Origin of the sequence: Paracoccus sediminis (assembly GCF_900188295.1) — a bacterium.
In the GTDB taxonomy this organism is placed as follows: Bacteria; Pseudomonadota; Alphaproteobacteria; order Rhodobacterales; family Rhodobacteraceae; genus Paracoccus; species Paracoccus sediminis.
Window position 1 is genome coordinate 298,136 of sequence record NZ_FZNM01000001.1, and the last position, 25,268, is coordinate 323,403.

Genomic DNA, 25,268 nt, shown 5'->3' on the forward strand with positions numbered 1-25,268 from the left:
AAAGGCCGTGCAATCATGCGGCGGCCTCGCTAACCTTTCCAGGCGGCGACGCGGCAGGAGGGGCGATGACGGGCAGGATCATCACGGTCGCGCAGCAGAAGGGCGGATCGGGCAAGACGACCCTGGCCGTCAATCTGGCGGTCAGCCTGCATGAACGCGGCCATTCGGTCGCCCTGATCGACACCGATCCGCAGGGCAGCATGGGCCGGTGGTTCGTCGAACGGATGCAGAAGCAGGGAGAGGACGAGGCGATGGATTTTTCCACCTCGTCCGCCTGGGGGGCCAGCTACGAATCCGAAAAGCTGAAGCGGCGGTTCGATTTCGTCATCATCGACACGCCCCCAAAGATCGACAGCGACCTGCGCCCGGCCCTGCGGGTGGCCGATCTGGTGCTGGTGCCTGTGGCGACCAGCCATGTGGATCTGTGGGCGACCGAGGGCGTGCTGGATCTGGCGCGGCGGGAAAAGGCGCCGGTTCTGGTGGTCCTGAACCGCACCCGCCCCAACACGCGCTTGTCGGTCGAGGTGGCCCAGAAAGCCGCCGAACTGGGCGCGCAGGTCGCCGATACGCAGGTGGCCAACCGCGTCCTTTATGCCGAAACGCTGGGCGAGGGCGTGGGCGCCCTGGAACGTGCCCGCAGCGGACCGGCGCGCGACGAGATCGCCCGCCTGACGGACGAGGTTCTGGCCGCGATCGGCTAGACCGGCAGGATCGCCGGGCCATCCGGCGTGTCCACCCGGCGCACCGTGATGCCAAAGGCGCGGGCCAGCAGATCGTCGCGCAATACCGCGTCAACGGAACCGTCGGCCAGCACATGCCCCTCCGCCAGCAGCACCAGGCGCGAACAGAACCGCGCGGCCAGCCCCAGATCGTGGATCGAGGCAAGAACCGTGCGCCCTTCTGCCGCCAGTTCGCGAAACAGGCGCAAGCAGGCCAGCTGTTGGGCAGGATCCAGCCCGGCAATCGGTTCGTCCGCGATCAGCAGGGGCGTGTCCTGCGCCAGGGCGCGGGCGATCAGCGCGCGGTTCTGTTCGCCTCCCGACAGACGCTGGGCCGTGCGTTTGCGGTAAGGTTCCAACCCCATCCGGGCAATGGCCGCGTCGATGGCGATCCGGTCCAGGCCGCCGCGTCCGCCGCCGGGCCAAGGGATGCGGCCAAGGGCCACCAGATCCTCGACGCTGACGGGCCAGGCGATGTCGCGGGACTGGGGCAGATAGGCGGCGTGGCGGGCACGCTGGGCAGGGGGCATCGTGGCCAGGCTGGAGGTGCCCGTGCACGGGATCAGGCCAAGCGCGGTCTCCATCAGCGACGATTTGCCCGCGCCGTTCGGGCCGATCAGGCCCACGAATTCGCCGGGGTTCAGGGACAAGCTGACGCCATGCAGCACCGGGCGGTTGCGGCGGGTGACGGACAGGCCGGAAAGCCGCAGCACCATCAGACGCGGCCCCCGCTGCGGGTTTTCCAGATCAGGCGCAGAAACAGTGGCGCCCCGACGATGGCGGTCAGCACCCCCAGCTTGAGGTCGCGTTCCGGCACGATCAGCCGCACCGCGATATCGGCGGCCAGCAGCAATACCGCCCCGCCCAGCGCCGAGGCGGGCAGCAGCGCCGATGGCCGCGCGCCGACCCACGGGCGCAGGACATGCGGGACGACCAGACCCACAAAGCCGATGGCCCCGGCCACGGCGGTCGCGGGGCCGACGGTCAGGGCGATCCCAGCGATCAGCCGCCAGCGCAGCGCGACGGCGGATACCCCCAGCGATTGCGCCGCGGCCTCGCCCAGGGTTAGGGCGTCCAGGGCGCGGCGGGTGGGCAGGATCAGCGCCGCGCCCAGGACCATCGGCGGCAGGGCCAGCCAGACATGCAGCAGGGACCGGTCGGCCAGCGACCCCATCAGCCAAAACACGATCTCGTTGGCGGCATAGGGATTGGGTGACAGGTTCAGCACCAAGGCCGTGCCCGCCCCCGCCAGGGCGGATATGGCCACGCCCGCCAGGATCAGCGTCACCGACCCGCCGCGCGGCCCGGCAAGCGCCGCCAGCAGGCCGACGCCGGCAGCCGCCCCCGCCAACGCGGTCAGGGGCAAGGCCAGGGGGGTGGCCAGCGACAGGCCGGTCTGGATCGCGATCACCGCGCCAAGGGCCGCCATCCCCGATATGCCGATCAAGCCCGGTTCCGCCAGCGGGTTGCGCAGATAGCCCTGCAAGGCCGCGCCCGCCAACCCCAGCCCGGCGCCCACGACCGCCCCCAGGATCGCGCGCGGCAGGCGGATGTCGCGCATCACGATGGGCAGGGGACCATCGCCGCCCCATGCCAGGGCATGCAGGGATTCGGACATGCCAAGGCCCGCAGGCCCGGTCAGCAGCGACGCCAGGGTCAGTGCCGCGACCAGCGGCGGCAGGGCGACCGACAGCCACCTCATTCCAGGGACCGGATGGCGTCGATGACAAAGGGGATGCCGCAGATCCAGGTGCGGTCCGTCACCCGCGCCATGCCCGGCAGGGCGGCGGCCAGCGCGGGATGGTCCAGAATCGCCTCGGCCTGCGACCGGCCGGGCCATTTTGCGCCGGTAATCAACTGATCGGGCTGGGACATGACCAGCAGTTCCATGGGCAGGGGCGCGGTGGCGGCGATGCCGTGATCGGAGGCGACGTTGGCGTAACCGGCCGCATCCAGGATGGCCCCCGCCAACGTGTCCGGCCCCGAGGTGTAGCCATTGGCGTAATACAGCGCCGCGCGCCCGCGGGGAGCGGGGCGGCGCACCGCAGCCAGATCCGCATCAAAGCGGGCCAGCAAGGCGCGCGCGGCGTCCTGACGTCCCAGCAGGTCGCCCATGCGGATGATCTCGGCCCGGATCTGCGCCAGGCTTTCGGCGGGGGGCGGGGCCTCGACCCGGATTCCAAGGCCCCGCAGCATGGCCACCGTTGCGGGCGGGGTATAGGTCCCCGCGATCACGAGATCGGGGCGCATCAGAAAGATTTCCTCGGCCCGTCCGCTATTGGGGACATAGGCCGCCGCCCGGTCCGCCATCGGCGACAGGCGCGGATCCTGCGCCAGACCGCTGACCGAGATCAGTTGACCGGGCGCGGCCAGCATCATCGCCAACTGGTCGCTGCACAGATTCATCGACACCACGCGCTGCGGGGCGGCCCCGGCGGGCAGCGCGGCGGCGATCATCACCGCCGCCGCCACGACGGCCCTAGAACGACGCACGCAGCCCCGCATAGAACGCCCGCCCCGAGGTGCCATAACCCCGGACCCACTGATAATCCTCGTCAAAGACGTTCTCCAGCCGCAGATAGGCATCGGCATTGTCGCGGACAGGATGGCTGACCAGCAGATCGACGATGGTGAAATCGTCCAGGCCCGCCGTCCGACCGGCGACATGTTGCAGGTCGATCCGTGCGGTGGTGCCGGTCGCCAGGGTCGTTTCCGCCCCCAGGTTCAGGACGCGTTCAGGCACCCTGGCCCAGTCCACATCGACCTGATTGTCGATGAACGTATAGCTGGCGGTCAGCGCGTGGCCCGCGCCAAAGGCATAGCGTCCGTCGATTTCCACCCCACGGCGGCGCGCGGTCCCATCGACCTGGGCATAGCACCCGAAGGGCTGCCCGCAGGCGGTGGCGGCGAAGTCGAAGCCGATCAGGCTGTCGGCCCTCAGCCAGAAGGCCGTCGCGCGCAGATGGCTGTCGCCCCATTGCTTTTCGACGCCGATTTCATGGGTGCGGCTGGCCTCGCGCCGCAGGGTCGGGTCGCCGTAATCGCCGAACAGTTCATACAGCGACGGCGCGCGGAAGCCGTTGCCGATGGCCGCCCGGAACAGCAGGTCGCCCGGCGCGCGATAGACGGCGGCCACCCGGCCCGAGGTAAAGCCGCCAAAGCGCGAATGGTCGTCGCGGCGCAGCGAGGTGGTGATGTCGATCCGGTCGCCCAGAGCCGTGGTCGTTTCCACGAAGACGCCGTTCAGGCGGGCCTCGCCGTTGCCTTCGGATACCTCCTTTTCGGTATCGGCGCCGAACACGGCGCGGACGCCTTGGCCGATGTCGGCCGCGCCCTGCCAAGACAGCTTGGTGCGGGTGCCGGTAAAGGGGCTTTCGAATCCGTCCGAAACGCTGGTGCGGTCGATGCGATAGCGGGTCAGGGCGATGTCGTGATCGATCGCGCCGGTCGCGAACCGGGCAAAGCCGCGCAGGCCATAGCTTTCGCGTTCGCTGTAGTCGTCGCCCGGCGTGCCCGCGACATCGCCCAGAAAGTCGTCGAAGTCGCCGGTGCTGTCTTCCCAGAAACCATTGAAGCCGATGACGGCGCCGTTCTGCAATTCCTGCGCCGAATAAAAGGACAGGCGCGTCGCCTCGTAGCCGTCATCCTCGGAATTGCCGTCGTTTTCATCCAGGGCGGAAAAGCCGTCGGTGCGGACATGGCTGACCTGGAAGGCCAGATCGGTGCCATTCCGGCGCAGCGTTGCGCCATAGCTGGCCGTCAGCGTGTCATAGCTGCCGGCCTCGATCCCGAAATGATGGCGCAACCCGTCTTCGGTCGGGCGCAGCGATTGCAGCGACAGCACGCCCGCCACCGCGCGCGATCCATACAGCGCCGATTGCGCGCCGCGCAGCAGTTCCATCCGGCCGATGCCCTGGCCGATCTGCCCGCCCATGTCGTAATAGGGCTTGGTCGCGGCCGGGTCCGACACCTCGATCCCGTCGATCAATACGGGCAGGTATTGGGCCGGCGCGCCGCGCAGTTGCAGCGCCCCCAGCGTGCCCAGCGGTCCCTGCTGGCTGAGCGTCACGCCCGGCAGGCGCGTCAGGCTGCGCGACAGGGGCTGGCCTTCCAGCCCGTTCAGCGCGTCGCGGGACAGCACCGACACCGAACTGCCCGACCGGCTGAGTTCGATCGCCTCGCGGTTGGCGGTCAGGGTGATGCCGCCCAGAACATAGGGGGCCTGCGCCCCGTCCTGCGCGGCGGCAGGCAGGGCGGTCGTCAGGGACAGGGCGGCAATTAAGGTAGGCGGCAAGGTCAGGAAAAAGGGTCTGCGAGTCACGAAGGACGTCCTTCCAGAAACCCGGCGTCAGGCCGGGCGCGATGCGGTTCGACCGGGGGGATCGTCCCGACCCGGACAGCGACACCACCACGACGGAAGTTTCCGTTTCCGGCGCGCCCCTCGCGCGCCGTCAGGGTGATCGCGTTCGGCAGGTCTCCTGACTTGCGGGTCGTCGCTTGGCCGGGCCTTCCCATCCCCGATGCGGGGGACAGTGGCGTTGATCCGGCCTCGCTCTCCGCTGACAGTTGCGGGGGCAGTCGCGGATTTGCACCGCGTTCCCTTTTAACCGGGGGCAAACCCGGAACCGAGGCAGGGCTGCCTTAGCTTACGGCCCTACGGTCAGGCAAGCGCAATCAGACAAGCGAGACCGCCCATTCCGGCACCGTGCGGCTGGCCGGTCCGGTGATGCGATGGTGAAAGTCGCGCGCATTGGCGCTGGCATCCAGGTTCAACTCCACGCACTCCACCCCGCGCCGCCGGGCGTGTTGGGCAAAGCCCGCCGCCGGATAGACGTTGCCCGACGTGCCGATGGCCGCGAACAGGTCGGATTGGTCAAGCGCGTTCCAGATCCGCTCCATGTGATAAGGCATTTCTCCGAACCACACGATGTCGGGGCGGGTCGCGGGACGGCCGCAGGCGGGGCAGGGATCGCCGGGGCACATCACCGGGGGCGCGGGCCAGCGATGCCCGCAGGCCGCGCACAGCGCGCCGGTCAGCGTGCCGTGCATGTGGATCACGTCCGGGCTGCCCGCGCGTTCGTGCAGGTCATCGACGTTCTGCGTCACCAGCGTCAGGTCGTGCCGCCGCGCCAGATCGGCCAGGGCCAGATGGGCGGCATTGGGCTGTGCCGCCGCGGCGTTCGCCCGACGCATGGTGTAGAAGCGGTGGACCAGCGCCGGATCGGCGGCGAAACCCTCGGGCGTCGCCACATCCGTGATCCGATGGCTTTCCCACAGCCCGTCGCTGGCGCGAAACGTGGCAAGCCCGCTTTCGGCGGAAATGCCCGCGCCGGTCAGGACGGTGATGCGCAAGCCCGCCTACCGGCAATAGGCCTCGGCCTGGCCCGCGAACCGCTTGTAGCGCGCCCAAAAGGCGTTGTCGGCATTGCTTTTCGACATCCGGACCTCTTGGGCCTGGTTCGGGTTGCGGAAAAACGACGCGGCGCGGCGCTGATCGGACCGCGACAGGGTCTGGTTCGCGACCTGTTGAATGCAGCCGCACAGGGGCGCGTTGCCCCGTGCGCGGTCGGACCGGACGCAGGCGCTGTCGATGGGGCCGGCCACGGCCAAGGGCGCGGTCATCATGATGGCCGCCGCCGCAATGACGATGCGGTTGAGCATAACACTGTCTCCTCGATTATGGTGATGCGGGGGCCGGTTGTCCCGGTCTGCGATGCCCGTCCTGCCGCGATGCTAGCAGGAAGGGACCGCCCGCTCAATCATTCGGTGTGTCGCCGGGTCAAGGCCTTGGCGCGTCAGGCGGCGGCGATCTCGTATCCCGCGGCGCGAATCGCCTCGGCCGCGCGGGCCTGGTCCAGATCCTGGACCGTGACGGTTTTCGCCGCCAGATCGACGGTGGCGCGCCCGCCTGCGTCAGCAATGGCGGCTTCGATGGCGGCCTTGCAATGGCCGCAGCTCATGCCGGGAACGGTGAAGGTCATGGCGATCCTTTCAGGAGGTTTGACAAGTCGGATGCAGCATGATCCTGCATGGCGGCAACCGCAAGACGGGGGATGCGATGATCGAGGCGATCGGGCTGGATGCCGACGACACCCTGTGGGAAAACGAAACCTTCTTTCGCGTGACCGAAGGCGAATTCGCGGCCCTGCTGGGCGATCACGCGGACGGTGCCGACATCGCCGGCCGCCTGCTGGACGTGGAACGCGCAAACCTTGCCCGATACGGTTTCGGCATCAAGGGCTTCATGCTGTCGATGGTCCAGACCGCCATCGAACTGACCGACGGGCGCATCGACGGGCGCGCCATCGGACGCATCCTGGAACTGGGACAGGACATGCTGGCCCACCCCGTCGATCTTTTGCCCGGCGTGCCGCAGGCGCTGGACGCGCTGGAGGGCCGTCGCCTGATCCTGATTACCAAGGGCGACCTGATGGACCAGGAACGCAAGATCGCCGCATCGGGCCTGGCCGACCGCTTCGACGCGGTCGAAATCCTGGCCGACAAGACGCCGGAATCCTATGCCCGCGTGCTGTTCCGCGCCGGTGTCGCGGCGGATCGGTTCGCGATGGCCGGCAATTCGATGAAAAGCGACGTGCTGCCGGTCGTGGAACTGGGCGGGCAGGGCATCTTCATTCCCCACGGCATGGCCTGGGCCCTTGAACATGCCGATGCTCCTGACCACCCCCGCGCGCACCGGCTGGACAGCATCGCGGACCTGCCCGCTCTGGTCGAACGGCTGGAGGCGCGCGATGCATAACCTTCGCGCCGCCATTCTGATGGTTGTGGCCATGGCCGCCTTTGCCGCCGAAGACGCTTTGTTGAAGGGCCTGTCGGGCGGCGTTCCCACCGGGCAGCTGCTGGCGGTCGTGGGATTTGGCGGAATGGTGGTCTTTGCCCTGTGGGTCGCCCTTGGTCCCGAGGGGATGCGTCCGCGCAACCTGCTGCGCCCGGCCGTCATGCTGCGCAACCTGTGCGAAGGCGTCTGCGCCATCACCTTTGTCACCGCGCTGGCGACCGGCGATCTGTCCGTCGCATCCGCCATCCTTCAGGCGCAGCCCCTGCTGATGACGCTGGGGGCCGCGCTTTTCCTGGGCGAACAGGTGGGCTGGCGCCGCTGGCTGTCCATTGCCGCGGGTTTTGTCGGCGTCCTGATGATCGTCAAGCCCGGCACGGCGGCGTTCGAATTCAGTTCCGTCCTGGCGATCATCGCCGTGATGACGCTGGCTGTCCGCGACCTTGTGACCCGCCGTCTACCGCCCGAGGTCGGATCGGGCCTGCTGTCCGCCGGGGCCTTCGGATCCATGGGGATCGCCGGGCTGGCGCTGATGATTCTGGGCGGGCAAGAGGGCGTGGCGCCGTCTGCGGGGCAGGGGGCGCTGATGGCCGCGACGCTGGGTTTCGGCATCGCGGGCTACATCACCATGGTCATCGCCACCCGCATCGCGGAAATCGCCGTGATCGCGCCGTTCCGGTATTCGCGCCTGCTGTTCGCGCTGCTGCTGGCGGTGACGATCTTCGGCGAACGCCCCGATGCCCTGACCCTGGCCGGGGCCGCGCTGATCGCGGGCGCAGGCATCTATTCCATGTGGCGCGAAGCGCGGCTGCGGCGCGCGCGTCTGGTCGCCGCATAGGCGCAGATCCCCCTTCCCGCGCAGCCCGCGCCCTTGTATAGCCCGGCCATGACCGAGCTTTCCCTGATCCGCAATTTCTCGATCGTGGCCCATATCGACCACGGCAAATCCACCTTGGCCGACCGGCTGATCCAGTCCACGGGCACCGTCGCCGACCGCGATATGAAGGCCCAGATGCTGGACAGCATGGACATCGAACGCGAACGGGGCATCACCATCAAGGCCAACACCGTCCGCATCGTCTATCCCGCGCGCGACGGCCGGACCTATGTGCTGAACCTGATCGACACGCCGGGCCACGTGGACTTTGCATACGAAGTCAGCCGGTCCATGCGCGCGGTCGAAGGGTCGCTGCTGGTCGTGGACGCCAGCCAGGGGGTCGAGGCGCAGACGCTGGCCAACGTCTATCAGGCCATCGACGCGGGCCACGAGATCGTGCCCGTTCTGAACAAGATCGACCTGCCCGCCGCCGAACCCGAGCGCGTCAAGGACAACATCGAGGAGGTGATCGGCATCGACGCCTCGGACGCCATTCCCATCAGCGCCAAGACCGGCCTCGGCATCCCCGAGGTACTGGAGGCCATCGTCACCCGCCTTCCCGCCCCCAAGGGCGACCGCGACGCGCCGCTCAAGGCGATGCTGGTGGATTCGTGGTACGACGCCTATCTGGGCGTGGTGGTCATGATCCGCGTCATGGACGGGGTGATCCGCAAGGGCGACCTGGTGCGGATGATGCAGACGGGCGCGGTCTATGGCATCGACAAGCTGGCCGTGCTGACGCCGCAGATGGTGGACATCCCCGAACTGGGGCCGGGCGAGATCGGCGTCTTCACCGCATCCATCAAGCAGGTCCGCGACACCCGCGTGGGCGACACCATTACGCACGAGAAAAAGGGCGCCGACGTGGCCCTGCCGGGCTTCAAGCCCGCGCAGCCGGTGGTGTTCTGCGGCCTGTTCCCCGTGGACGCCAACGATTTCGAGGCCCTGCGCGACGCCATCGAAAAGCTGGCCCTGAACGACGCCAGCTTCAGCTATGAGATGGAAACCTCGGCCGCGCTGGGCTTCGGTTTCCGCTGCGGCTTTCTGGGGCTGCTGCATCTGGAGGTCGTGCGCGACCGTCTGGAACGCGAATACGACCTGGACCTCATCACCACCGCGCCGTCCGTGGTCTTCAAGCTGCACATGCGGGATGGAGAGGTCCGCGACCTGCACAACCCCGCCGACATGCCCGACCTGACCCATGTGGACCACATCCAGGAACCGCGCATCAAGGCCACGATCATGGTGCCCGACGAATACCTGGGCGACGTGCTGAAGCTGTGTCAGGACCGCCGGGGCATCCAGCTGGACCTGACCTATGCGGGCAGCCGCGCGATGGTCGTCTATGACCTGCCGCTGGCCGAGGTCGTGTTCGACTTCTACGACCGCCTGAAATCCGTGACCAAGGGCTATGCCAGCTTCGATTACCAGATCAGCGAATATCGCGAGGATTTCCTGGTCAAGATGTCGATCCTGGTGAACGACGAACCCGTGGACGCCCTGTCGATCATGGTCCACCGCGACCGCGCCGAGGCGCGCGGCCGGGTGATGGTGGAAAAGCTCAAGGAACTGATCCCCCGGCACATGTTCAAGATCCCGATCCAGGCGGCCATCGGCGCGCGGGTGATCGCGCGCGAGACGTTGAGCGCGATGCGCAAGGACGTAACGGCCAAGTGCTATGGCGGCGACGCGACGCGGAAGAAAAAGCTGCTGGAGAAGCAGAAGGCCGGCAAGAAGAAGATGCGCCAGTTCGGGAAGGTGGAGATCCCGCAGACGGCGTTCATTCAGGCGTTGAAGATGGAATGAGGAAATGAGCAGCACGGATATAATTGCGCTTGCAAATACAATTTCTGCTGAACGAAACGCTGCTGTTATAGTTTATAGTGGTAGAATAGATACGGAAGGATTCGGAAAGCTTTTAGAAGCCCTTCAAATCTCCGAAGCGCAACCGCAAAGAGAAAATGTTCTTCTAATCCTTACTACTAATGGTGGGTTAGCTAACGCCGCATACCAAATCGCACGCTTGCTCCAGCAATCATTCACAAAATTTGAAGTCTTCGTCCCGTCGTACTGCAAAAGTGCAGGCACCCTGATCACGTTGGGGGCCCACAGCCTTATAATGGAAGTTATCGCTGAGCTTGGGCCTTTAGACGTGCAGCTGTTTCAGAAAGATGAAATAGGACAGCGGCGTTCTGGCCTGATTCTGCGAAATGCGTTTGATGGATTGTCTCAAGAGACAATGCAAACGTTTGAGAAGATCATGCTGGGGATTAAAATAGCGAGTGTGGGTACGGTTAGCTTCGAAACAGCATCTCGCATTGCAGCTGCTATTGCGTCGCAAGTGATGGCTCCTGTTTACGCCCAAATCAGCCCTGAAGCCCTCGGGAACGACCTAAGGGATCTCAACGTTGCTACGCAGTATGGACAACGTTTAGTAGCTGATGGGAAAAATGCCAAACCAGGTGCCGTTGAGGCACTTGTTCATAGCTATCCTGCTCACGATTTCATCATTGATGGTGAAGAAGCCAAGCTATTGTTCGAATCGGTGGAGTCACCAGATGTTAACCTTTCGAAGCTTATGCAGTCTTTAGGGTCGTTGGTTTATTCCGTGCAAAATCCGCAGTTGGTGATACGCTTGGATAGAGAGAAGGGAGAAAATACCGATGAATCAAAGGTCACAGAAGAGGACGAGAAAAGTCTCTCCATCAAGGCCGAACCAGCCGAAAACAGTGACTTGGTTGTCGGACGCGAAGGTGAGAGGCAGTGCGATCCGACAAGAGGCTCAAGTAGCGAGAGCAGAATCGGAGAGCTTAGCAAGGGGGGAAATGCCGAAGCGTGATCTCATCCACACTCGTGCTGTTGCACCTATGTTATCGTTCTAACTTGCAACCATAGCAAGCGTAGGGTGCGTGCTTGCACGCACCACTTCCTTGCTACCCGCGCAATGGTGCGTGTAAACACGAACCCTACAAGTTGCGCTTCGTTCCGACTGTTGGTCCGGCTTGATGCCCGCGCCCCCGACTTCCGCCCTGTGATCGCATGGTGCGTGTGAACACGCACCCTACGCCACCTTTCCGGCGGCGTTGTCTCGGCGGAATGACGAATACGGCCAATCCTCAGGCCGTTCCGCGAACCCGTGCTTCACCGGGTTCCACCAAGAATACCGCATGTGCGCCGCGTGACCTCGTCATTGCGGATGTGATGCTTGTAAAACCGCCGCTGCAAGATGCCGCGTTCCTGCCGGAACACATGGCTGTCGCGCAGCGGTCCCGCCGGCAGACCGCGAGAAAACCGCGCCGTGATCGCGCCCCATCGCACCGAACAATCGCAATCCCATCCGGCAGCCGCCAAAGGCATTGCAGGTGATCCGGCAGCACCACACACGCCTCGAACCTGGACGGCCGTTCCGCTGTCGCGGCGCGGGCATTCGAATGAATAAAAACAGACGCATTTCCGGCGCCATCCGCGAGGCCCCTCGTGATACCGTGGGATCCTGTCGTTTAACGAGGATGCCATGACCGCCCGCACGCCCGCCCTTTCCGCCGCCGCAGCAAACCCTGCGCATCACGCCGCCATCCAGAACTCTCTGGACACGGTGCGCGAAACCCTGGGGATGGAGGTCGCCTATCTGTCGGAATTCGTGGACAGCCGCGCGGTCTTTCGCGCCGTCAGCGCGCCGGGGCTGGAAGCGATGATCCAGCCCAGCCAAAGCATGGATATCCGAGAGGTTTACTGCAAGCACATCATCGACGGCAACCTGCCGCGCCTGATGCCGGACACCAGCGTTCACAAGATCGCCACCGATCTGCCGATCACACAGATGATTCCCATCGGCAGCCACCTGTCCGTGCCCGTCCATCGCCCAGATGGCAGCGTCTTTGGCATGTTCTGTTTTCTTAGCCGCCACCCGCGCCCCGATCTGAACGACGACGCGCTCGATCTGGTGGAAACCCACTGTGCGATGGTCACGAACCGGCTGGACAGCATCGGCTCTCAGGCCGCCTGATCCCGATATCCGTTCGTCGGGCGGCCGGGCGGGAATGCGCGGCCTCCCATGCGCCGCGCGTTCCATCACTGGCGCTATCGGCCGGATTTGCCGCCGGGCAGCCACATGCCCATCCAGGCGTCCATCCAGGACCGTTGCCAGTCGTTCATCATCTGGGTCTGCATCCTGCTCATCTCGGCCAGCATCTGACCGCGCGCGGCGCCGGTCATGCTGTTGGTGGCCGACAGCCAGGCGCTCATCCATGGGTTTTTCATGCTGTTATCCTCAAAGGGTATGTCAGACCTGACGCCCGACCGATGAATGGGTTCCCGAAAAACGTCGTTCAATCCCAAGGCGGGACGATGATCCGGCAATAATTGCCTGCCGCCATCGCCACGGAGACAGACCCGTCACGCGGCCCCGCGCCGAATTGGGACAGGCCCGAACCGGGTGCCTGCCGGGCTGGATCCAATGTAAAGACGATGCCTTCCCCGGCGCCGCGCGGCTCTGGCGATGCGCGCCACAACCGGGTTCGCCCCGGCAGGCCCAAGGCGCGTTGTGCAAAGTCGCCCGCCGCACACCAGTAATCGGTATCGCCGCGTTTGACCTCGTGCAGGACAGCGATTTCGGTGGGATTAAGCTGGGTGGCGGTCATGCCGTTCTGTGCCGTGAACGCGGCCGCAGGCAACGGCAGCAACGTCATCATCGCCAGAATGATGGTACGCATCCGCCCCGTTCCCTGTATCGTTTCCCCGATCCTGACAACGCCCGGCATTCCCTTGTGACGGGCCTTGTTGACTGGCTTTGGGGGGCAGGACATCGGACGGATCCTCCAAGGCATACAACCGAACGGTCCATGCCAGGCTGGGCAGAGGCGGCCCGCCAGGACCGCCTCTGGCACGTCACATTGCCTCGGCGCTTTCCTGCTGGATCACCTGGCCCGCGGTCGATACGTCCTGACCGAAACCCTGCGCGGTCTGGCAACCGGCAAGGGTCAGCATCGCAAGGATCGCGCCAAGGCCGATAAGGGTCTTCTGCATCCGTCCTTCTCCTTTGTCATGATCTGCGCACCGAACGCCGTTCCCCGCGCCCGGTTCCGCCGTCAGAACGCCACCCCCGACCACAGGGCGACATTGGCATAGGGCGTGCATTCGCCCGTGCGCACGATAGCGCGGGCATCGCGGGTCAGGGCCTTGAACGTGTCATGGTCCACGGTGCCGGTCTGGCCCAGGGCGCGGGCGCGCAGGTCGCGGGCCAGGCCGGCCGAAGCCTCGCTGGCCCAGGCAGATCGTTCCACCGTCAGTTCGGCCAGCACGGCATCCAGCACGTCGAAGAACCGGGGCACGCCGCGCGTGACGGCCAGGTCGATGCAGCGCACCCCCGGCGGCACCGGCAACCCCGCGTCGCCGATCACCAGCAGGTCGCCATGACCCATCGCCGCCACCAGGCCGGACAGTTCGGAATGCAGCAAGGGGGTGCGTTTCATCGCTCAGCCTTCGGGAAGGGTTTCGGAAAGATAGCGGATCATGTTGGTCCCCATGATCTTGGTGATCTGCGCATCCGTCAGGCCCGCATCCAGCAGCGCCTGGGTCAGGGCCGCCAGGTTGGCCGCGTCAAAGGGCACCCCCACCGACCCGTCATAGTCGGACCCCAGCGTGACCTGATCCTCGCCCACCAGGGCAATGGCTGCGACGATGGCGCCGGCGATGTCGGACGGTGTCTCGCCGCAGACCACATCGGCCCAGAAGCCGAGGCCGATCATGCCACCCTTGGCGGCGATCGATCGGATCAGGTCATCGTCCAGGTTGCGACGGCTGCCGCAATGGCTGCGGATTCCGGTATGGGACAGGATCGGGCGCGAAACGGAGATGGCCAGCACGTCCTGCACCATCCGGGGCGAGGCATGGGCAAGATCGATCACCATGCCGCGTGCGATCATGCCGTCCACGACCTGACGCCCGAAATCCGACAGCCCGGCGCCGGTGCCGCCTTCGCCGTGCAGGCTGCCGCCCAGTTCGTTGTCAAAGAAATGCGTCAGGCCCAGCAGCCGGAAGCCCGCATCATACAGCACGTCCAGGTTGGCAATGTCGCCTTCCAGTGGATGCGCGCCCTCGGACCCCAGCACCGCGCCCAGCACGCGCCGCCCGCCCGCCCGCGCGTCCAGCACCGCTTGCAGGTCGTCCCGCGTGCGGATCAGGCGCAAGCGGTCGGGCGCATCCTCGGCCGCCCGAGCCAAGGCCTCGGCCTGCACCAGGGCGCGCTCGCGGAGCGAGAACCAAGACCGCACGGGGCGCAACTGGCCCATGAACAAGGGCGTGATGTTGTCGGGGGCCTCGGCGCTGTTCTGGTCGTAATTCTGGCCGCGCGGGCTTTTGGTGACGGTGGTGAACACCTGCACGGCGACATTGCCGTCCAGCAGGCGCGGCACGTCCGTATGGCCCCGGTCGGCGCGGTCCAGGATGTCGCGGTCCCACAGCAGCGCGTCGGAATGCCAGTCGGCGATCGCCAGCCGGTCATGCAGCGCCTGCGCCCGCTCGGTCACCGGCCAGCCCTGGGCGGGCATCCGCAGCGGGTTCAGCGCCCGTTCGACATAGCCCGGCGCAAGGATGAAGAACGCCCCCGCCGCCAGAACGAACAGGATCGCAATGCCCGCGAGGATGCGTTTCCGCATTCCTGCCTCAGGCTTCCAAGGCTTCAAGCTCGTCGATGAAGCCTTCGATCATCGACAGGCCCTTGTCCCAGAATTCCGGGTCCGAGGCATCCAGCCCGAAGGGCGCCAGCAATTCCGAATGGTGCTTCGATCCGCCCGCCGCCAGCAGGTCGAAATACTTGGCCTGGAAATCCGGCAGTCCGCCTTCATAGGCCGCATACAGCGCATTCACCAGCCCGTCGCCGAAGGCATAGGCATACACGTAGAAGGGCGAATGCACGAAATGCGGGACATAGGTCCAGAACGTCTCGTATCCCGGCATGAACGCGAACACCGGGCCAAGGCTTTCGTGCTGGACCGCCATCCACAGCGCGTTGATGTCGTCGGGGGTCAGTTCCCCTGCCGCCCGCGCCGCGTGCAGGCGACATTCGAAATCGTAAAAGGCGATCTGGCGGACGACGGTGTTTATCATGTCCTCGACCTTGCCGGCCAGCAGCGCCTTTTTCTGCACGGGATCGGTGGTCCGGGCCAGCAGGGCGCGAAAGGTTAGCATCTCTCCGAACACCGATGCGGTTTCGGCCAGCGTCAGCGGGGTGGACGACAGCAACTCGCCCTGGCCCGCCGCCAGCCGCTGATGGACGCCGTGGCCCAGTTCATGGGCCAAGGTCATCACGTCGCGCGGCTTGCCCAGATAATTCAGCATCACATAGGGATGCACGGTCGTCACGGTCGGGTGGGCGAATGCGCCCGGCGCCTTGCCGGGCGTGACGGCGGCGTCGATCCAGCCTTTGTCGAAAAACGGTTCGGCCAGTTCCGCCAGGCGCGGCGAAAAGCCCTCATAGGCGTCCAGCACGGTTTCCCGCGCCTCGTCCCAGCCGACCATCTTGTCGGATGCGGTCGGCAGGGGGGCGTTGCGGTCCCAGATCTGTAACCTGTCCAGCCCCAGCCACCTTGCCTTCAAAGCGTAATAGCGATGCGACAGGCGCGGATAGGCGGCGGTGACGGCGTTGCGCAGCGCCTCGACCACCTCGGGTTCGACATGGTTGGACAGATGGCGGCCGTGCTGGGGTGTGGGCATCTTGCGCCACCGGTCCTCGATGGCTTTTTCCTTGGCCAAGGTGTTGTGGATGCGGGCGAACAGCTTGACGTTCTTTTCGAACACGGCGGCCAGGGCGCGGGCCGCGGCCTCGCGCCGGGACCGGTCGTGGTCGGTCAGCAGGTTCAGCGTGGCCTCCAGGCCCAGCGTCTCGCCCTCTACGTCGAATTCCAGGGCGGCGGTGGTTTCGTCGAACAGCCGGTTCCAGGCGGCGGCGCCGACCACGGATGCGTCGTGCAGGAACTGTTCCAGTTCGTCCGACAACTGGTGCGGCCGCATGGCGCGCATCCGGTCGAACACGGGCTTGTAGCGGGCGGGACCGTCGGGCGCGGCAAACACCGCATCATAGGCCGCGTCGGGAATGCGGTTGAATTCCAGGCTGAAGAACACCAGCGGCGTGGTGATGTCGGTGATGCGCCCTTGCAGGTCGCCCATCATCTTGGCCCGCGCCGCATCGGTGGTGTTCTGGTAATACCGCAGTCCCGCATAGGACATGATCCGCCCGGCGGTGATGTCGATGCGCTGATAGGCCTCGATGCAGGCCAGCATCTCGGCCGGGGACAGATCGGCCAGGTTGCCCTGATAGCGGGCGGCGAAATCCGCGACCTCGGTTTCCAGCAGGGCGATGTCGGCGGTTAGTTCGACCGAATCCGGCGCGGGATACAGATCGGTCAGATCCCAGGCGGGAAGATTGCCAAGGTCGCCGCCCACGGTCGGGTCAGCGGCGTCGAAGGTCGGTTGTCCTGCCATGGGGGATCCTTTCCGTGCTTGCGTCCCAGATGTAACCGGCAGGGGCCGGGACGCAAGGCCGCGCGGCCCCTACAGCGTCACAAAACCGGGCGCGTGTCGGATCGGGCTGCCCTTGGGCAGATCGCCGATCATCTGCAAGGCCAGACCCGCATAGGGCGAGGAAAGGTCCGCGTGCTTGAAGCCCAGCGGCCCGTAATAGGACGGCGCCCCCAGCACGACGACCGCCGCCGCGTCGGCCCAGGTCACGGCCCCATGCACCAGGGCCGCGCCGATGCCCAGGCGCTGCGCCTTGGGCGCCACCGACAGCGGGGCAAGCGCGAAGGCCGGGCCGTCCGCGCCCAAGGGCGACAGGGCGACATGCCCGGCCAGGGCGCCGGCCGCATCGGCCACCAGCGACAAGGCCAGGTCGCCGTCCTGGCGCAGCTTGCGCACGATGCGTGCTTCGTCATTGCCGCCAAAGGCATCGCGCATCAGGGCGTCGATGGCATCCAGATCGTTGCGGGTTTCATGCCTGATGACCGGAATCACGTCATGGCGCTGAAAGTCACGCCCGATGCCCGTGCTCTGCCGCCCCCATTCGCTGTCTTTGGTCCGCGCGGCATGGGCCGCGAAGGCGTCGGCATCGATGAACAGTTCGGACAGGTTCCAGATCAGGGGATCCTCGTCCTGCCACAGGTCGAAACGCAGGCAGCCGGGTTCCTCGCGGCTGAGCCGGCTGTGTTCGGGCAACAGCGCCAGCGCCGTCATCATCTGGTCCGCATCCTGACAGATCAGCCGCCCGGTCAGACCGACCATCGGCGCGGGCAGGGCGATCGGCGTTCCCCCGGCATCATGGTGATGGCGGGGGGCATGGTGATGGCCGCAGGCGCAGGTCATGATGATCCTTTCGGGCAACAGGAAACAAGGAACGTGCCGGGCTTAACGGTCGATCATTCCCACTCGATCGTGCCCGGCGGTTTCGAGGTGATGTCATAGGTGCATCGGTTGATGCCCTTGACCTCGTTGATGATGCGGGTTGCCGTCTCGCCCAGGAAATCGTGGGTGAAGGGATAGTAATCCGCCGTCATGCCATCGACCGACGTGACCGCCCGCAGCGCGCAGGCATAGTCATAGGTGCGCCCGTCGCCCATCACGCCCACCGTGCGCACGGGCAGGATCGCCACGAAGGCCTGCCAGATGTCGTCATACAACCCATGCCTGCGGATCTGGTCGATGAAAACGGCATCGGCCTTGCGCAGGATGTCCAGTTTCTCGCGGGTGATCTCTCCGGGACAGCGGATGGCAAGGCCGGGGCCGGGAAAGGGATGGCGGCCGATGAATTTGTCCGGCAGGCCCAGCTCGCGGCCAAGGGCGCGCACCTCGTCCTTGAACAGTTCGCGCAGCGGCTCGACCAGCTTCAGGCCCATCTTTTCCGGCAGGCCGCCGACATTGTGGTGCGACTTGATCGTAACCGACGGCCCGCCCGAAAAGCTGACGCTTTCGATCACGTCGGGATACAGCGTGCCCTGGGCCAGGAATTCGGCCCCGTCGATGCCGGATGCGTAACGCTGGAACACGTCGATGAACAGCCGCCCGATGGTCTTGCGCTTGACCTCGGGGTCGCTGACCCCCTCCAGCGCGCCCAGGAACAGGTCGCTTTCGTCGGCATGGATCAGCGGGATGTTGTAGTTGTCGCGGAACATGGTCACGACTTCCTCGGCCTCGTTCAGGCGCAAAAGGCCGTGGTCCACGAAGACGCAGGTCAACTGGTCGCCGATCGCCTCGTGGATCAGGACGGCGGCAACGGAACTGTCCACGCCGCCCGACAGCCCGCAGATGACCTTGCGGTCGCCGACCTGTTCGCGGATCTTGCGGATCGCCTCGTCGCGGTATCCGGCCATGGTCCAGTCGCCGGTAAAACCCGCCATGCGGACAAAATTTTCCAGCATGATGCGGCCGTTCGGGGTGTGATGCACCTCGGGGTGGAACTGGACGGCATAGAAGCGGCGCGCCTCGTCCGCGATCATCGCGAAGGGCGCGCCCTGCGAGGTGCCGATCACCGCGAACCCCGGCGCAAGGGCGGTCACGCGGTCGCCATGGCTCATCCAGACTTCTTCGCGGCCCGTGTCGAACAGGCCCGCGAAGATGCCGTCGTTCTTGTGGCCGGCGGCGGGCGCGATGAAGGCGCGGCCGTATTCGGCGTGATGCCCGGCCTCGACCGCGCCGCCCAGCTGTTCCATCATCACCTGTTGGCCATAGCAGATGCCAAAGACCGGCACGCCCAGGCCGAACACCGCCTGCGGGGCGCGGGGGCTACCCGCGCGCGTCACGCTGTCCGGGCCGCCCGACAGGATCACGGCCTGCGGGTCCAACCCGCGCAGGATATCGTCGGTCAACAGGTTGTAGGGGTGGATTTCACAAAAGATGTTCAACTCGCGCAGGCGGCGCGCGATCAGCTGCGTGACCTGGGATCCGAAATCGATGATGAGAAGGCGCTGATGCTGGGTCATGGGTTGCGCTTTAAGCGCGCCCATGCCGCCGCGCAAGGGATTCGGGGGGCGGAACCCCGTCTTGCAGCCATGCGTTTTCAACCGCATCGCCCGAGGTTTTCATGTCCGTCTTCCGTCATTTCGCCGCCGCCGCCAGTCTGGCCGTGCTTGCCGCCTGCCAGCCGGGGATCGGATTGGAGATGCCTTGGGGGCGCGCCGCCGCCCCGGCGGAACAGTCGCTGGCCGCGCAATGCGCCGTCAACCCCGCCATCGTCGCCCGGCTTGACGGCGCCGTCAACGCCGCCCGGCAGGCCGAAGGCAAGAGAGTGCTGGACAGTGCCCCGCTGCTTGCCCAAGCCGCCCAGAGCCACGCCTGCGACATGGCGCGAACCGGGCGCGTCGATGTCGAAGGCTCGAACGGGTCCAGCGTTGTGGATCGGGCGCGTGCCTTGGGGTATCCGGCCTGCGGGGTGGTCCAGCTTGTCGCCCGCAGCGACAGCCCGGCCATGGCCGTCATGGCCTGGATGGGCGGCGAGGCGCAGCGGACCGAGCTTCTGGGCCAGACCAGCCGCCAGGTGGGCAGCGGTTTCGCCCCAGGACCGGACGGGCAGGGCTATTACAGCGTCGTGCTTGGCAATGACTGCGGCTGAAAAGGGGCCGTTCAGCCCCTTTGCTATTTTTCGGGCACCAGGCCGCGCGGGGCAAAGCGCAGCACCAACAGCAGGACCAGCCCCATGGCGATGAACCGCATGTGCGGCGCGCTGCCCAGAAGATGCGCCTTGATGTCGCCGTCGGGCAGGGGGCCGACCAGGACGCCGATCAGGTTCGGACCCCAGACCTCGACCTTGATCCACAGGAACCAGATCAGGATCGCGCCCAGCACCGATCCCCAGTTGTTGCCGGATCCGCCGACGATCACCATCACCCAGATCAGGAACGTATAGCGCAGCGGGTTGTAACCGTTGGGCGCCATCAGCCCGTCCAGCGTTATCATCATCGCCCCCGCGATGCCGATCACCGCCGATCCCAGAACGAAGATTTGCAGGTGGCGGGCGGTCACGTCCTTGCCCATCGCCTCGGCCGCGACCTCGTTGTCGCGGATGGCGCGCATCATCCGCCCCCAGGGCGATTTCAGCGCAAGCTGCGCCAAAAGGATGATCGCCAGCAGCACCACCAGGAACAGCGACAGGTAGCACAGCTTGACCCAGATGCCCGACGCCTCGGCCACCCCCAAACCCCAGCGCCCGGCAAAATCCACAAAGGCGGGGTTCTGCTGCAAATCGATCTCATAAGGCACGGGGCGCGGGATCGAGGCGACGTTCTTGACGCCGCGCGCCAGCCAGTCCTCGTTGCGCAGGACGGCCACGATGATCTCGCCGATGCCTAGCGTGGCGATGGCCAGATAGTCCGACCGCAGCCCCAGCGCGACCTTGCCCACGGCCCAGGCGGCGGCTGCGGCAAAGGCGCCGCCCACCAGCCAGGACAGCAGGACCGGCAGGCCCAGCCCGCCGATGTTTCCGGTGCGGGCGCTGTCATTGGCCTCGATCGCGGAAACGGCGGGGTCGAACAGCCAGCGATAGGCGACAAAGCCCGCGATCAGCACTAGGGCCACCGCCCAGGCGCGGCGGGTGCGGGTATAGACGATCTTGGCCAAGGCCAGCGTGCCCAGGCCCACCAGCAGCGACCCGATCAGGCGCGGCCCGCCCGCGGCCCATGCGCCCTCGACCGGGGGCAGGGACACCAGCACCGGGGCCAGCCCGCCGATGGCCAGAAAGCCCACCACGCCGGTGTTGAACAGCCCGGCATAGCCCCATTGCATGTTCACCCCAAGCGCGGTGATGGCCGAGATCAGCCCCATGTTCAGGATCGCCAGCGCGGTGTTCCAGGATCCCGAAAACAGGCCGTTGCGGACCGTGCCCTCCAGCACGAACAGGATCGCCAGGACCGCGAACAGGATGGGCGCGCGCCAGGGGCTGGATGCGGCGGCTTGACGGTTGGATGACATGGCGGATCCCCCTTACACCGACTTGCCGCGGAACAGCCCGGTCGGGCGGAACAGCAGAACCACGATCAGGATGACGAAGCTGACGGCGAATTTGTATTCGGTCCCCAGCAGTTGCAGCAGCCCGCCGGGTTCCCAGCCGGGGAACAGGTATCCCGCGACCTTGACCCAGGGGTATGTTACCGCGACCTCGGAAAAGGCCACCAGGAATCCGCCCGCGATCGCGCCGACCGGACTGCCCAGGCCCCCCACGATGGCGGCGGCGAAGATCGGCAGCAGGATCTGGAAATAGTTGAAGGGCCGAAAGGACTTGTCCAACCCGTAGAGCACGCCGGCAATGGTCATCAGCGCGGCGGCGATGATCCAGGTCAGGCGCACCACGCGTTCGGGATCGATGCCCGACAGCAGCGCCAGATCTTCGTTGTCGGAATAGGCGCGCATGGCCTTGCCCGCCTTGGTGCGGTTCAGGAACCAGAACAGCGCCGCGCAGACGATCGCCGTGACCACCACCGTCAGCGCCTGGGTGGATCGCAGGGCCAGTCCTTCGGCCAGGCCGGACCATTCGCGGAAATCGCGGACCGCGATGATGAAGCGCGCGCCGTCGTCGAAACGCTGTTCATCCACGCCGATGACCAGCCGCGTCAACCCGTTCATCACGAACATCACCCCGACCGAGGCCATCACGAAGATGATCGGCGCGGCCTTCTGGACGCGATAGAACCGGTACACGGCGCGGTCGGTGCCCAAAACCAGCAGCGCCGTGGCGGCGATGCCCACCGGCAGGGCCAGCAGCGCCGTCGGCAACGGTCCCAGGGATATGCCCAGCGACTGCATCCCCCAGGTGGTCAGGATCGTGATGGCGGTGCCAAAGGCCATCGTGTCGCCATGGGCGAAGTTGGAAAACCGCAGGATGCCATAGATCAGCGTCACCCCCAGCGCGCCAAGCGCCAGTTGCGCCCCATAGGCGGCGGCAGGGATGAAGACAAAGTTCAAAAAGGCCACAAGGGCGTTGAGGATGTCCACGTTTCAGCCCCCCAGGAAGGTTCGGCGGACCTCGGGGTCGGCCAGCAGGGCCTCTCCGGTGTCGGTATAGCGGTTGGCGCCCTGGACCAGGACATAGCCGATGTCGGCGATCTCCAGCGCCTGACGGGCGTTCTGTTCGACCATCAGGATGGAAATGCCGGTGCGCGCGACCTCGATGATGCGGTCGAACAGTTCGTCCATGACGATGGGGCTGACCCCGGCGGTGGGTTCGTCCAGCATCAGAAGCTGCGGCCGGGTCATCAGCGCGCGGCCCACGGCGACCTGCTGGCGCTGGCCCCCGGACAGTTCGCCCGCCGCCTGACGGCGCTTTTCGGCCACGGCGGGGAACAGGTCATAGACCTGCGCCAGGGTCTGGCGCACGTCGTCGTCGCGGATATAGGCGCCCATTTCCAGGTTTTCCTCGACCGTCATGGTCGGGAAGATGTTGTGGGTCTGCGGCACGAAGCCCATGCCCTTGCGCACGCGCTCCTGCGGCGACAGGGCGGTGATGTCCTGACCGCCCAGGGTCACGCGGCCCTCGCGCAGGGGCAGCATTCCGAAGACGGCCTTCATGGCGGTGGATTTGCCCGCGCCGTTGGGGCCGACGATCACGGCGATCTGGCCCTGGTCCACGGTCAGGGTGCAGCCGTGCAGGATGTCGGCCTTGCCGTATCCGCCGCGCATCGCCTGGGCCGACAGGAAGGGCTGCGTGGTTTGCGGTTGGGACTGGATCACAGCGCACCCCCCGCGGCCTTGACCTTGTTCTTCAGGCCGGTGCCCAGATAGGCCTCGATCACGTCCTCGTTCTGCATGATGTGGGCGGCGTCGCCCTGGGCCAAAACTTTGCCCGCCGCCATCACGATCACCGGGTCGCACAGCCGGCCGATGAAATCCATGTCGTGTTCGATGACGCAAAAGGTATAGCCGCGCTCACGGTTCAGCCGCACGATGGCGTCGCCGATGGTGCCCAGCAGGGTGCGGTTCACGCCCGCGCCCACCTCGTCCAGGAACACGACCTTGGCATCGACCATCATCGTGCGGCCCAACTCCAGCAGCTTTTTCTGCCCGCCCGACAGGTTGCCGGCCTTTTCGTGGGTCAGGTGGCGGATGGTCAGGAAATCCAGAACCTCGTCGGCGCGGCGGCGCAACTCGGCCTCCTCGCGCTCGATCCGGCCGCGTTGCAGCCAGGTCTTCCAGATCGTCTCGCCCGATTGGGCGCCGGGCACCATCATCAGGTTCTCGCGCACGGTCATCGACGAAAACTCGTGCGCCAGCTGGAAGGTGCGCAGCAGGCCCTTGTGGAACAACTCGTGCGGGGGCAGGCCGGTAATGTCCTCGCCATCCATGAAGACGCGGCCCGACGTGGGCGGCAGCACGCCCGCGATCACGTTGAACAGCGTCGATTTGCCCGCGCCGTTCGGTCCGATCAGCCCGGTGATCGATCCCGTCTCGATGGTGACGCTGGCGCCATCGACGGCGCGGAAGCCGCCGAAATGCCGGTGGAGGTCTTCGACCCGTATCATTTCCGTACCCCGTCTTCACGCCATTGGTGAAGTGTGACCGCATTCAGCGGCTTTTGTCATGAAAAATGGCCCGGCAACCGCACAGGCTGCCGGGCCGTATCATGTCCCGTGTCTCAGCGATAGCCGACGACGGTCATTTCGCCGTTGTCGAAGGACACCTCGCGATAGACGCCTGCGGTTTCGCCCGCGCCCACCATCTCGATGGAGGAGGCGCCGACATAGTCGATGTCGCCGCCGCCGTTCAGGATCTCCAGCCCCTTGGCCAGTTCACCCGGCAGGATCTTTTCGCCCGGCTCGTTGGCGACATCCATGACGTTGTTCTTCCAGACGTTGGGATCGCTGGACTTGGCGGCGGCCATGGACAGCAGCATCAGCGCGGCCGCGTCATAGGCCTCGGCGGAATAGGCGCTGGAGCCGTCGAAGCCGGCTTCTTCGGCCATCGCCAGGAACTTTTCGCGGCCCTCGCCCTCGGCCGCGGGGTTCTGGCCGAAACTGCCGCTGATCTCGTCGCCAAAATTGTCGACCAGGGCCTGGCCCACCATGCCGTCGGGGAACACGAAGGTTTCGAAGGCGCCGGTGTCCAGCGCCGCGCGCACCACGCCCGAACCGCCCTGGTCCACATAGCCCACGACCACCAGCGCATCGCCGCCCGCCGCCGCCAGGGCCGCGACCTCGGCCGAATAGTCGGCCTTGCCGTCGTCATGGGCGGAATTGACGGTCACGGTGCCGCCCTTTTCGGTGAAGGACGCGGCAAAGGCGTCCGCTAGGCCCTTGCCGTAATCGTTGTTGGTATAGGTGATGGCGGCGTTCTGGATGCCCTTTTCCATCATGATCTCGGCCATCACCTCGCCCTGGCGGGCGTCCGACGGCGAGGTGCGGAAGAACAGGCCCTGATCCTCGATGGTGGACAGCGCGGGCGACGTGGCCGAGGGCGAGATCATCACCACGCCGTTGGGCACGGCGACGTTCTGCAAGGACGCGATCGCCTCGCCCGAACACATGCCGCCGACGATTCCCTTGACCCCTTCGGCGGTAATCAGGCGTTCCACGGTGGCGGTGGCCGCCGCGGCGTCGATGCAGGTGGAATCCCCCTGGACGGGAACAACGGTCGAACCGTCCAGCAGCAGGCCGGAATCGCTGACCTCCTTCATGGCCAGTTCGGCGCCCGAGGCCATGCCCGGCGCCATGGATTCCAGCGGGCCGGTAAAGCCCAGCGACATGCCCATCTTGATTTCTTCGGCGCTGGCGGCACCGGCCAGCAACGCCCCGGCGGCGGTGGCCAGAAGAAGCTTTTTCATGTGATTGTCTCCCCGTTGGAACAATGTCCTGCGCGACAGGTTAGAAGCGCCTTTTGCAAAAGAAAAGCAGGATATTGCGGGAAA

Annotated in this window: 27 protein-coding genes and 1 riboswitch; of the genes, 7 read left to right on the forward strand and 20 right to left on the reverse strand. The window is 66.0% G+C overall.

Features of this window, described 5'->3' with window-relative positions; genetic code table 11:
* The first annotated feature begins 65 nt into the window (after positions 1–65).
* Positions 66–701: a ParA family partition ATPase gene (parA, locus tag CHB77_RS01630; RefSeq protein WP_089386424.1), complete on the forward strand. Its 636-nt coding sequence runs from the start codon at positions 66–68 to the stop codon at positions 699–701.
* Here parA and CHB77_RS01635 read toward each other — a convergent pair.
* From CHB77_RS01635 to CHB77_RS01665, 7 genes are all read right to left on the reverse strand, one after another.
* Positions 698–1,438: an ABC transporter ATP-binding protein gene (locus CHB77_RS01635; RefSeq protein WP_423212868.1), complete on the reverse strand. Its 741-nt coding sequence runs from the start codon at positions 1,436–1,438 to the stop codon at positions 698–700. The two genes, parA and CHB77_RS01635, sit on opposite strands and share 4 nt — an antisense overlap.
* Positions 1,435–2,421 (reverse strand): FecCD family ABC transporter permease, encoded by a 987-nt coding sequence (locus CHB77_RS01640; RefSeq protein ID WP_089386426.1) that lies wholly within the window; start codon positions 2,419–2,421, stop codon positions 1,435–1,437. The genes CHB77_RS01635 and CHB77_RS01640 overlap by 4 nt, the downstream gene beginning before the upstream one ends.
* Complete coding sequence (locus tag CHB77_RS01645) at positions 2,418–3,212, reverse strand: ABC transporter substrate-binding protein (RefSeq protein WP_242626491.1); 795 nt, start codon at positions 3,210–3,212, stop codon at positions 2,418–2,420. Before CHB77_RS01645 ends, CHB77_RS01640 begins: the two co-directional genes overlap by 4 nt.
* On the reverse strand, positions 3,199–5,040 hold the full coding sequence (locus CHB77_RS01650) for a TonB-dependent receptor plug domain-containing protein (RefSeq protein ID WP_089386428.1): 1,842 nt from the start codon (positions 5,038–5,040) through the stop codon (positions 3,199–3,201). The genes CHB77_RS01645 and CHB77_RS01650 overlap by 14 nt, the downstream gene beginning before the upstream one ends.
* 130 nt (positions 5,041–5,170) lie before the next feature.
* A riboswitch (cobalamin riboswitch) is annotated at positions 5,171–5,364 on the reverse strand.
* 29 nt (positions 5,365–5,393) lie between these two features.
* On the reverse strand, positions 5,394–6,071 hold the full coding sequence (locus CHB77_RS01655) for an NAD-dependent deacylase (RefSeq protein WP_089386429.1): 678 nt from the start codon (positions 6,069–6,071) through the stop codon (positions 5,394–5,396).
* Between the two features lie 6 nt (positions 6,072–6,077).
* Positions 6,078–6,380 carry a hypothetical protein gene (locus CHB77_RS01660; protein ID WP_089386430.1) on the reverse strand — a complete coding sequence of 101 codons (303 nt, stop codon included), beginning with the start codon at positions 6,378–6,380 and terminating at the stop codon, positions 6,078–6,080.
* A 134-nt stretch (positions 6,381–6,514) separates the two neighbouring features.
* Positions 6,515–6,700, reverse strand: coding sequence for a cation transporter (locus CHB77_RS01665; protein WP_089386431.1), 186 nt, complete (start codon positions 6,698–6,700; stop codon positions 6,515–6,517).
* A 38-nt stretch (positions 6,701–6,738) separates the two neighbouring features.
* Between CHB77_RS01665 and CHB77_RS01670 the strand changes: the two genes are divergently transcribed.
* The 5 genes from CHB77_RS01670 (at position 6,739) to CHB77_RS01695 (ending at position 12,395) form a co-directional block, all read left to right on the forward strand.
* Positions 6,739–7,476: an HAD family hydrolase gene (locus tag CHB77_RS01670; protein ID WP_242626490.1), complete on the forward strand. Its 738-nt coding sequence runs from the start codon at positions 6,739–6,741 to the stop codon at positions 7,474–7,476.
* The gene (locus CHB77_RS01675; RefSeq protein ID WP_089386432.1) at positions 7,469–8,350 is read left to right on the forward strand and encodes a DMT family transporter; all 882 of its coding nucleotides are present in this window, start codon (positions 7,469–7,471) and stop codon (positions 8,348–8,350) included. The genes CHB77_RS01670 and CHB77_RS01675 overlap by 8 nt, the downstream gene beginning before the upstream one ends.
* 48 nt (positions 8,351–8,398) lie before the next feature.
* The gene (gene lepA, locus CHB77_RS01680; RefSeq protein ID WP_089386433.1) at positions 8,399–10,195 is read left to right on the forward strand and encodes a translation elongation factor 4; all 1,797 of its coding nucleotides are present in this window, start codon (positions 8,399–8,401) and stop codon (positions 10,193–10,195) included.
* 4 nt (positions 10,196–10,199) lie between these two features.
* On the forward strand, positions 10,200–11,228 hold the full coding sequence (locus tag CHB77_RS01685) for an SDH family Clp fold serine proteinase (protein ID WP_089386434.1): 1,029 nt from the start codon (positions 10,200–10,202) through the stop codon (positions 11,226–11,228).
* A 675-nt stretch (positions 11,229–11,903) separates the two neighbouring features.
* Positions 11,904–12,395 (forward strand): GAF domain-containing protein, encoded by a 492-nt coding sequence (locus CHB77_RS01695; RefSeq protein ID WP_089386436.1) that lies wholly within the window; start codon positions 11,904–11,906, stop codon positions 12,393–12,395.
* 74 nt (positions 12,396–12,469) lie between these two features.
* Here the strand turns inward: CHB77_RS01695 and CHB77_RS17950 are convergent, their stop codons facing one another.
* The 8 genes from CHB77_RS17950 to guaA form a co-directional block, all read right to left on the reverse strand.
* Entirely contained in the window at positions 12,470–12,649 is a 180-nt protein-coding gene (locus CHB77_RS17950) for a hypothetical protein (protein ID WP_131023285.1), read from the reverse strand.
* Positions 12,650–12,717: 68 nt separating this feature from the next.
* A complete protein-coding gene (locus CHB77_RS01700) occupies positions 12,718–13,101 on the reverse strand; it encodes a hypothetical protein (protein ID WP_089386437.1) in 384 nt (127 codons plus the stop codon).
* Between the two features lie 175 nt (positions 13,102–13,276).
* Positions 13,277–13,414 carry an entericidin EcnAB gene (locus CHB77_RS17955; RefSeq protein WP_131023284.1) on the reverse strand — a complete coding sequence of 46 codons (138 nt, stop codon included), beginning with the start codon at positions 13,412–13,414 and terminating at the stop codon, positions 13,277–13,279.
* Positions 13,415–13,476: 62 nt separating this feature from the next.
* Positions 13,477–13,860, reverse strand: a complete 384-nt coding sequence (gene rbsD / locus CHB77_RS01705; RefSeq protein WP_089386438.1) for a D-ribose pyranase — start codon at positions 13,858–13,860, stop codon at positions 13,477–13,479.
* A 3-nt stretch (positions 13,861–13,863) separates the two neighbouring features.
* Positions 13,864–15,045: a dipeptidase gene (locus CHB77_RS01710; RefSeq protein WP_089386439.1), complete on the reverse strand. Its 1,182-nt coding sequence runs from the start codon at positions 15,043–15,045 to the stop codon at positions 13,864–13,866.
* Between the two features lie 7 nt (positions 15,046–15,052).
* On the reverse strand, positions 15,053–16,870 hold the full coding sequence (locus CHB77_RS01715) for a M3 family oligoendopeptidase (protein ID WP_089386440.1): 1,818 nt from the start codon (positions 16,868–16,870) through the stop codon (positions 15,053–15,055).
* A 69-nt stretch (positions 16,871–16,939) separates the two neighbouring features.
* Complete coding sequence (locus CHB77_RS01720; RefSeq protein ID WP_089386441.1) at positions 16,940–17,746, reverse strand: GNAT family N-acetyltransferase; 807 nt, start codon at positions 17,744–17,746, stop codon at positions 16,940–16,942.
* A 53-nt stretch (positions 17,747–17,799) separates the two neighbouring features.
* On the reverse strand, positions 17,800–19,359 hold the full coding sequence (gene guaA / locus CHB77_RS01725; RefSeq protein ID WP_089386702.1) for a glutamine-hydrolyzing GMP synthase: 1,560 nt from the start codon (positions 19,357–19,359) through the stop codon (positions 17,800–17,802).
* 101 nt (positions 19,360–19,460) lie between these two features.
* Between guaA and CHB77_RS01730 the strand changes: the two genes are divergently transcribed.
* Positions 19,461–19,988 (forward strand): CAP domain-containing protein, encoded by a 528-nt coding sequence (locus CHB77_RS01730; protein WP_089386442.1) that lies wholly within the window; start codon positions 19,461–19,463, stop codon positions 19,986–19,988.
* Between the two features lie 23 nt (positions 19,989–20,011).
* Here the strand turns inward: CHB77_RS01730 and CHB77_RS01735 are convergent, their stop codons facing one another.
* The 5 genes from CHB77_RS01735 to CHB77_RS01755 all read right to left on the reverse strand — a co-directional run bounded on the left by CHB77_RS01735 (position 20,012) and on the right by CHB77_RS01755 (position 25,184).
* Positions 20,012–21,343 (reverse strand): branched-chain amino acid ABC transporter permease, encoded by a 1,332-nt coding sequence (locus CHB77_RS01735; protein ID WP_089386443.1) that lies wholly within the window; start codon positions 21,341–21,343, stop codon positions 20,012–20,014.
* 12 nt (positions 21,344–21,355) lie between these two features.
* On the reverse strand, positions 21,356–22,363 hold the full coding sequence (locus CHB77_RS01740) for a branched-chain amino acid ABC transporter permease (protein ID WP_089386444.1): 1,008 nt from the start codon (positions 22,361–22,363) through the stop codon (positions 21,356–21,358).
* A 3-nt stretch (positions 22,364–22,366) separates the two neighbouring features.
* Positions 22,367–23,047 (reverse strand): ABC transporter ATP-binding protein, encoded by a 681-nt coding sequence (locus CHB77_RS01745; RefSeq protein WP_089386703.1) that lies wholly within the window; start codon positions 23,045–23,047, stop codon positions 22,367–22,369.
* A gap of 47 nt (positions 23,048–23,094) precedes the next feature.
* Positions 23,095–23,886: an ABC transporter ATP-binding protein gene (locus tag CHB77_RS18855; RefSeq protein ID WP_089386445.1), complete on the reverse strand. Its 792-nt coding sequence runs from the start codon at positions 23,884–23,886 to the stop codon at positions 23,095–23,097.
* Positions 23,887–23,999: 113 nt separating this feature from the next.
* The gene (locus CHB77_RS01755) at positions 24,000–25,184 is read right to left on the reverse strand and encodes an ABC transporter substrate-binding protein (RefSeq protein ID WP_089386446.1); all 1,185 of its coding nucleotides are present in this window, start codon (positions 25,182–25,184) and stop codon (positions 24,000–24,002) included.
* Between the last annotated feature and the right edge of the window lie 84 nt (positions 25,185–25,268).

What these genes read in the sequence shown, in the direction of transcription:
- parA (WP_089386424.1), top strand. Translation starts at nt 66, where the DNA reads ATGACGGGCAGGATCATCACGGTCGCGCAGCAGAAGGGCGGATCGGGC.
- CHB77_RS01720 (WP_089386441.1), bottom strand. Translation starts at nt 17,746, where the DNA reads ATGACCTGCGCCTGCGGCCATCACCATGCCCCCCGCCATCACCATGAT.
- CHB77_RS01700 (WP_089386437.1), bottom strand. Translation starts at nt 13,101, where the DNA reads ATGCGTACCATCATTCTGGCGATGATGACGTTGCTGCCGTTGCCTGCG.
- guaA (WP_089386702.1), bottom strand. Translation starts at nt 19,359, where the DNA reads ATGACCCAGCATCAGCGCCTTCTCATCATCGATTTCGGATCCCAGGTC.
- CHB77_RS01675 (WP_089386432.1), top strand. Translation starts at nt 7,469, where the DNA reads ATGCATAACCTTCGCGCCGCCATTCTGATGGTTGTGGCCATGGCCGCC.
- CHB77_RS17955 (WP_131023284.1), bottom strand. Translation starts at nt 13,414, where the DNA reads ATGCAGAAGACCCTTATCGGCCTTGGCGCGATCCTTGCGATGCTGACC.
- CHB77_RS01730 (WP_089386442.1), top strand. Translation starts at nt 19,461, where the DNA reads ATGTCCGTCTTCCGTCATTTCGCCGCCGCCGCCAGTCTGGCCGTGCTT.
- CHB77_RS01660 (WP_089386430.1), bottom strand. Translation starts at nt 6,380, where the DNA reads ATGCTCAACCGCATCGTCATTGCGGCGGCGGCCATCATGATGACCGCG.
- CHB77_RS18855 (WP_089386445.1), bottom strand. Translation starts at nt 23,886, where the DNA reads ATGATACGGGTCGAAGACCTCCACCGGCATTTCGGCGGCTTCCGCGCC.
- rbsD (WP_089386438.1), bottom strand. Translation starts at nt 13,860, where the DNA reads ATGAAACGCACCCCCTTGCTGCATTCCGAACTGTCCGGCCTGGTGGCG.
- lepA (WP_089386433.1), top strand. Translation starts at nt 8,399, where the DNA reads ATGACCGAGCTTTCCCTGATCCGCAATTTCTCGATCGTGGCCCATATC.
- CHB77_RS01715 (WP_089386440.1), bottom strand. Translation starts at nt 16,870, where the DNA reads ATGGCAGGACAACCGACCTTCGACGCCGCTGACCCGACCGTGGGCGGC.
- CHB77_RS01670 (WP_242626490.1), top strand. Translation starts at nt 6,739, where the DNA reads ATGATCCTGCATGGCGGCAACCGCAAGACGGGGGATGCGATGATCGAG.
- CHB77_RS01745 (WP_089386703.1), bottom strand. Translation starts at nt 23,047, where the DNA reads ATGCGCGGCGGATACGGCAAGGCCGACATCCTGCACGGCTGCACCCTG.
- CHB77_RS17950 (WP_131023285.1), bottom strand. Translation starts at nt 12,649, where the DNA reads ATGAAAAACCCATGGATGAGCGCCTGGCTGTCGGCCACCAACAGCATG.
- CHB77_RS01710 (WP_089386439.1), bottom strand. Translation starts at nt 15,045, where the DNA reads ATGCGGAAACGCATCCTCGCGGGCATTGCGATCCTGTTCGTTCTGGCG.
- CHB77_RS01665 (WP_089386431.1), bottom strand. Translation starts at nt 6,700, where the DNA reads ATGACCTTCACCGTTCCCGGCATGAGCTGCGGCCATTGCAAGGCCGCC.
- CHB77_RS01685 (WP_089386434.1), top strand. Translation starts at nt 10,200, where the DNA reads ATGAGCAGCACGGATATAATTGCGCTTGCAAATACAATTTCTGCTGAA.
- CHB77_RS01695 (WP_089386436.1), top strand. Translation starts at nt 11,904, where the DNA reads ATGACCGCCCGCACGCCCGCCCTTTCCGCCGCCGCAGCAAACCCTGCG.
- CHB77_RS01735 (WP_089386443.1), bottom strand. Translation starts at nt 21,343, where the DNA reads ATGTCATCCAACCGTCAAGCCGCCGCATCCAGCCCCTGGCGCGCGCCC.
- CHB77_RS01640 (WP_089386426.1), bottom strand. Translation starts at nt 2,421, where the DNA reads ATGAGGTGGCTGTCGGTCGCCCTGCCGCCGCTGGTCGCGGCACTGACC.
- CHB77_RS01755 (WP_089386446.1), bottom strand. Translation starts at nt 25,184, where the DNA reads ATGAAAAAGCTTCTTCTGGCCACCGCCGCCGGGGCGTTGCTGGCCGGT.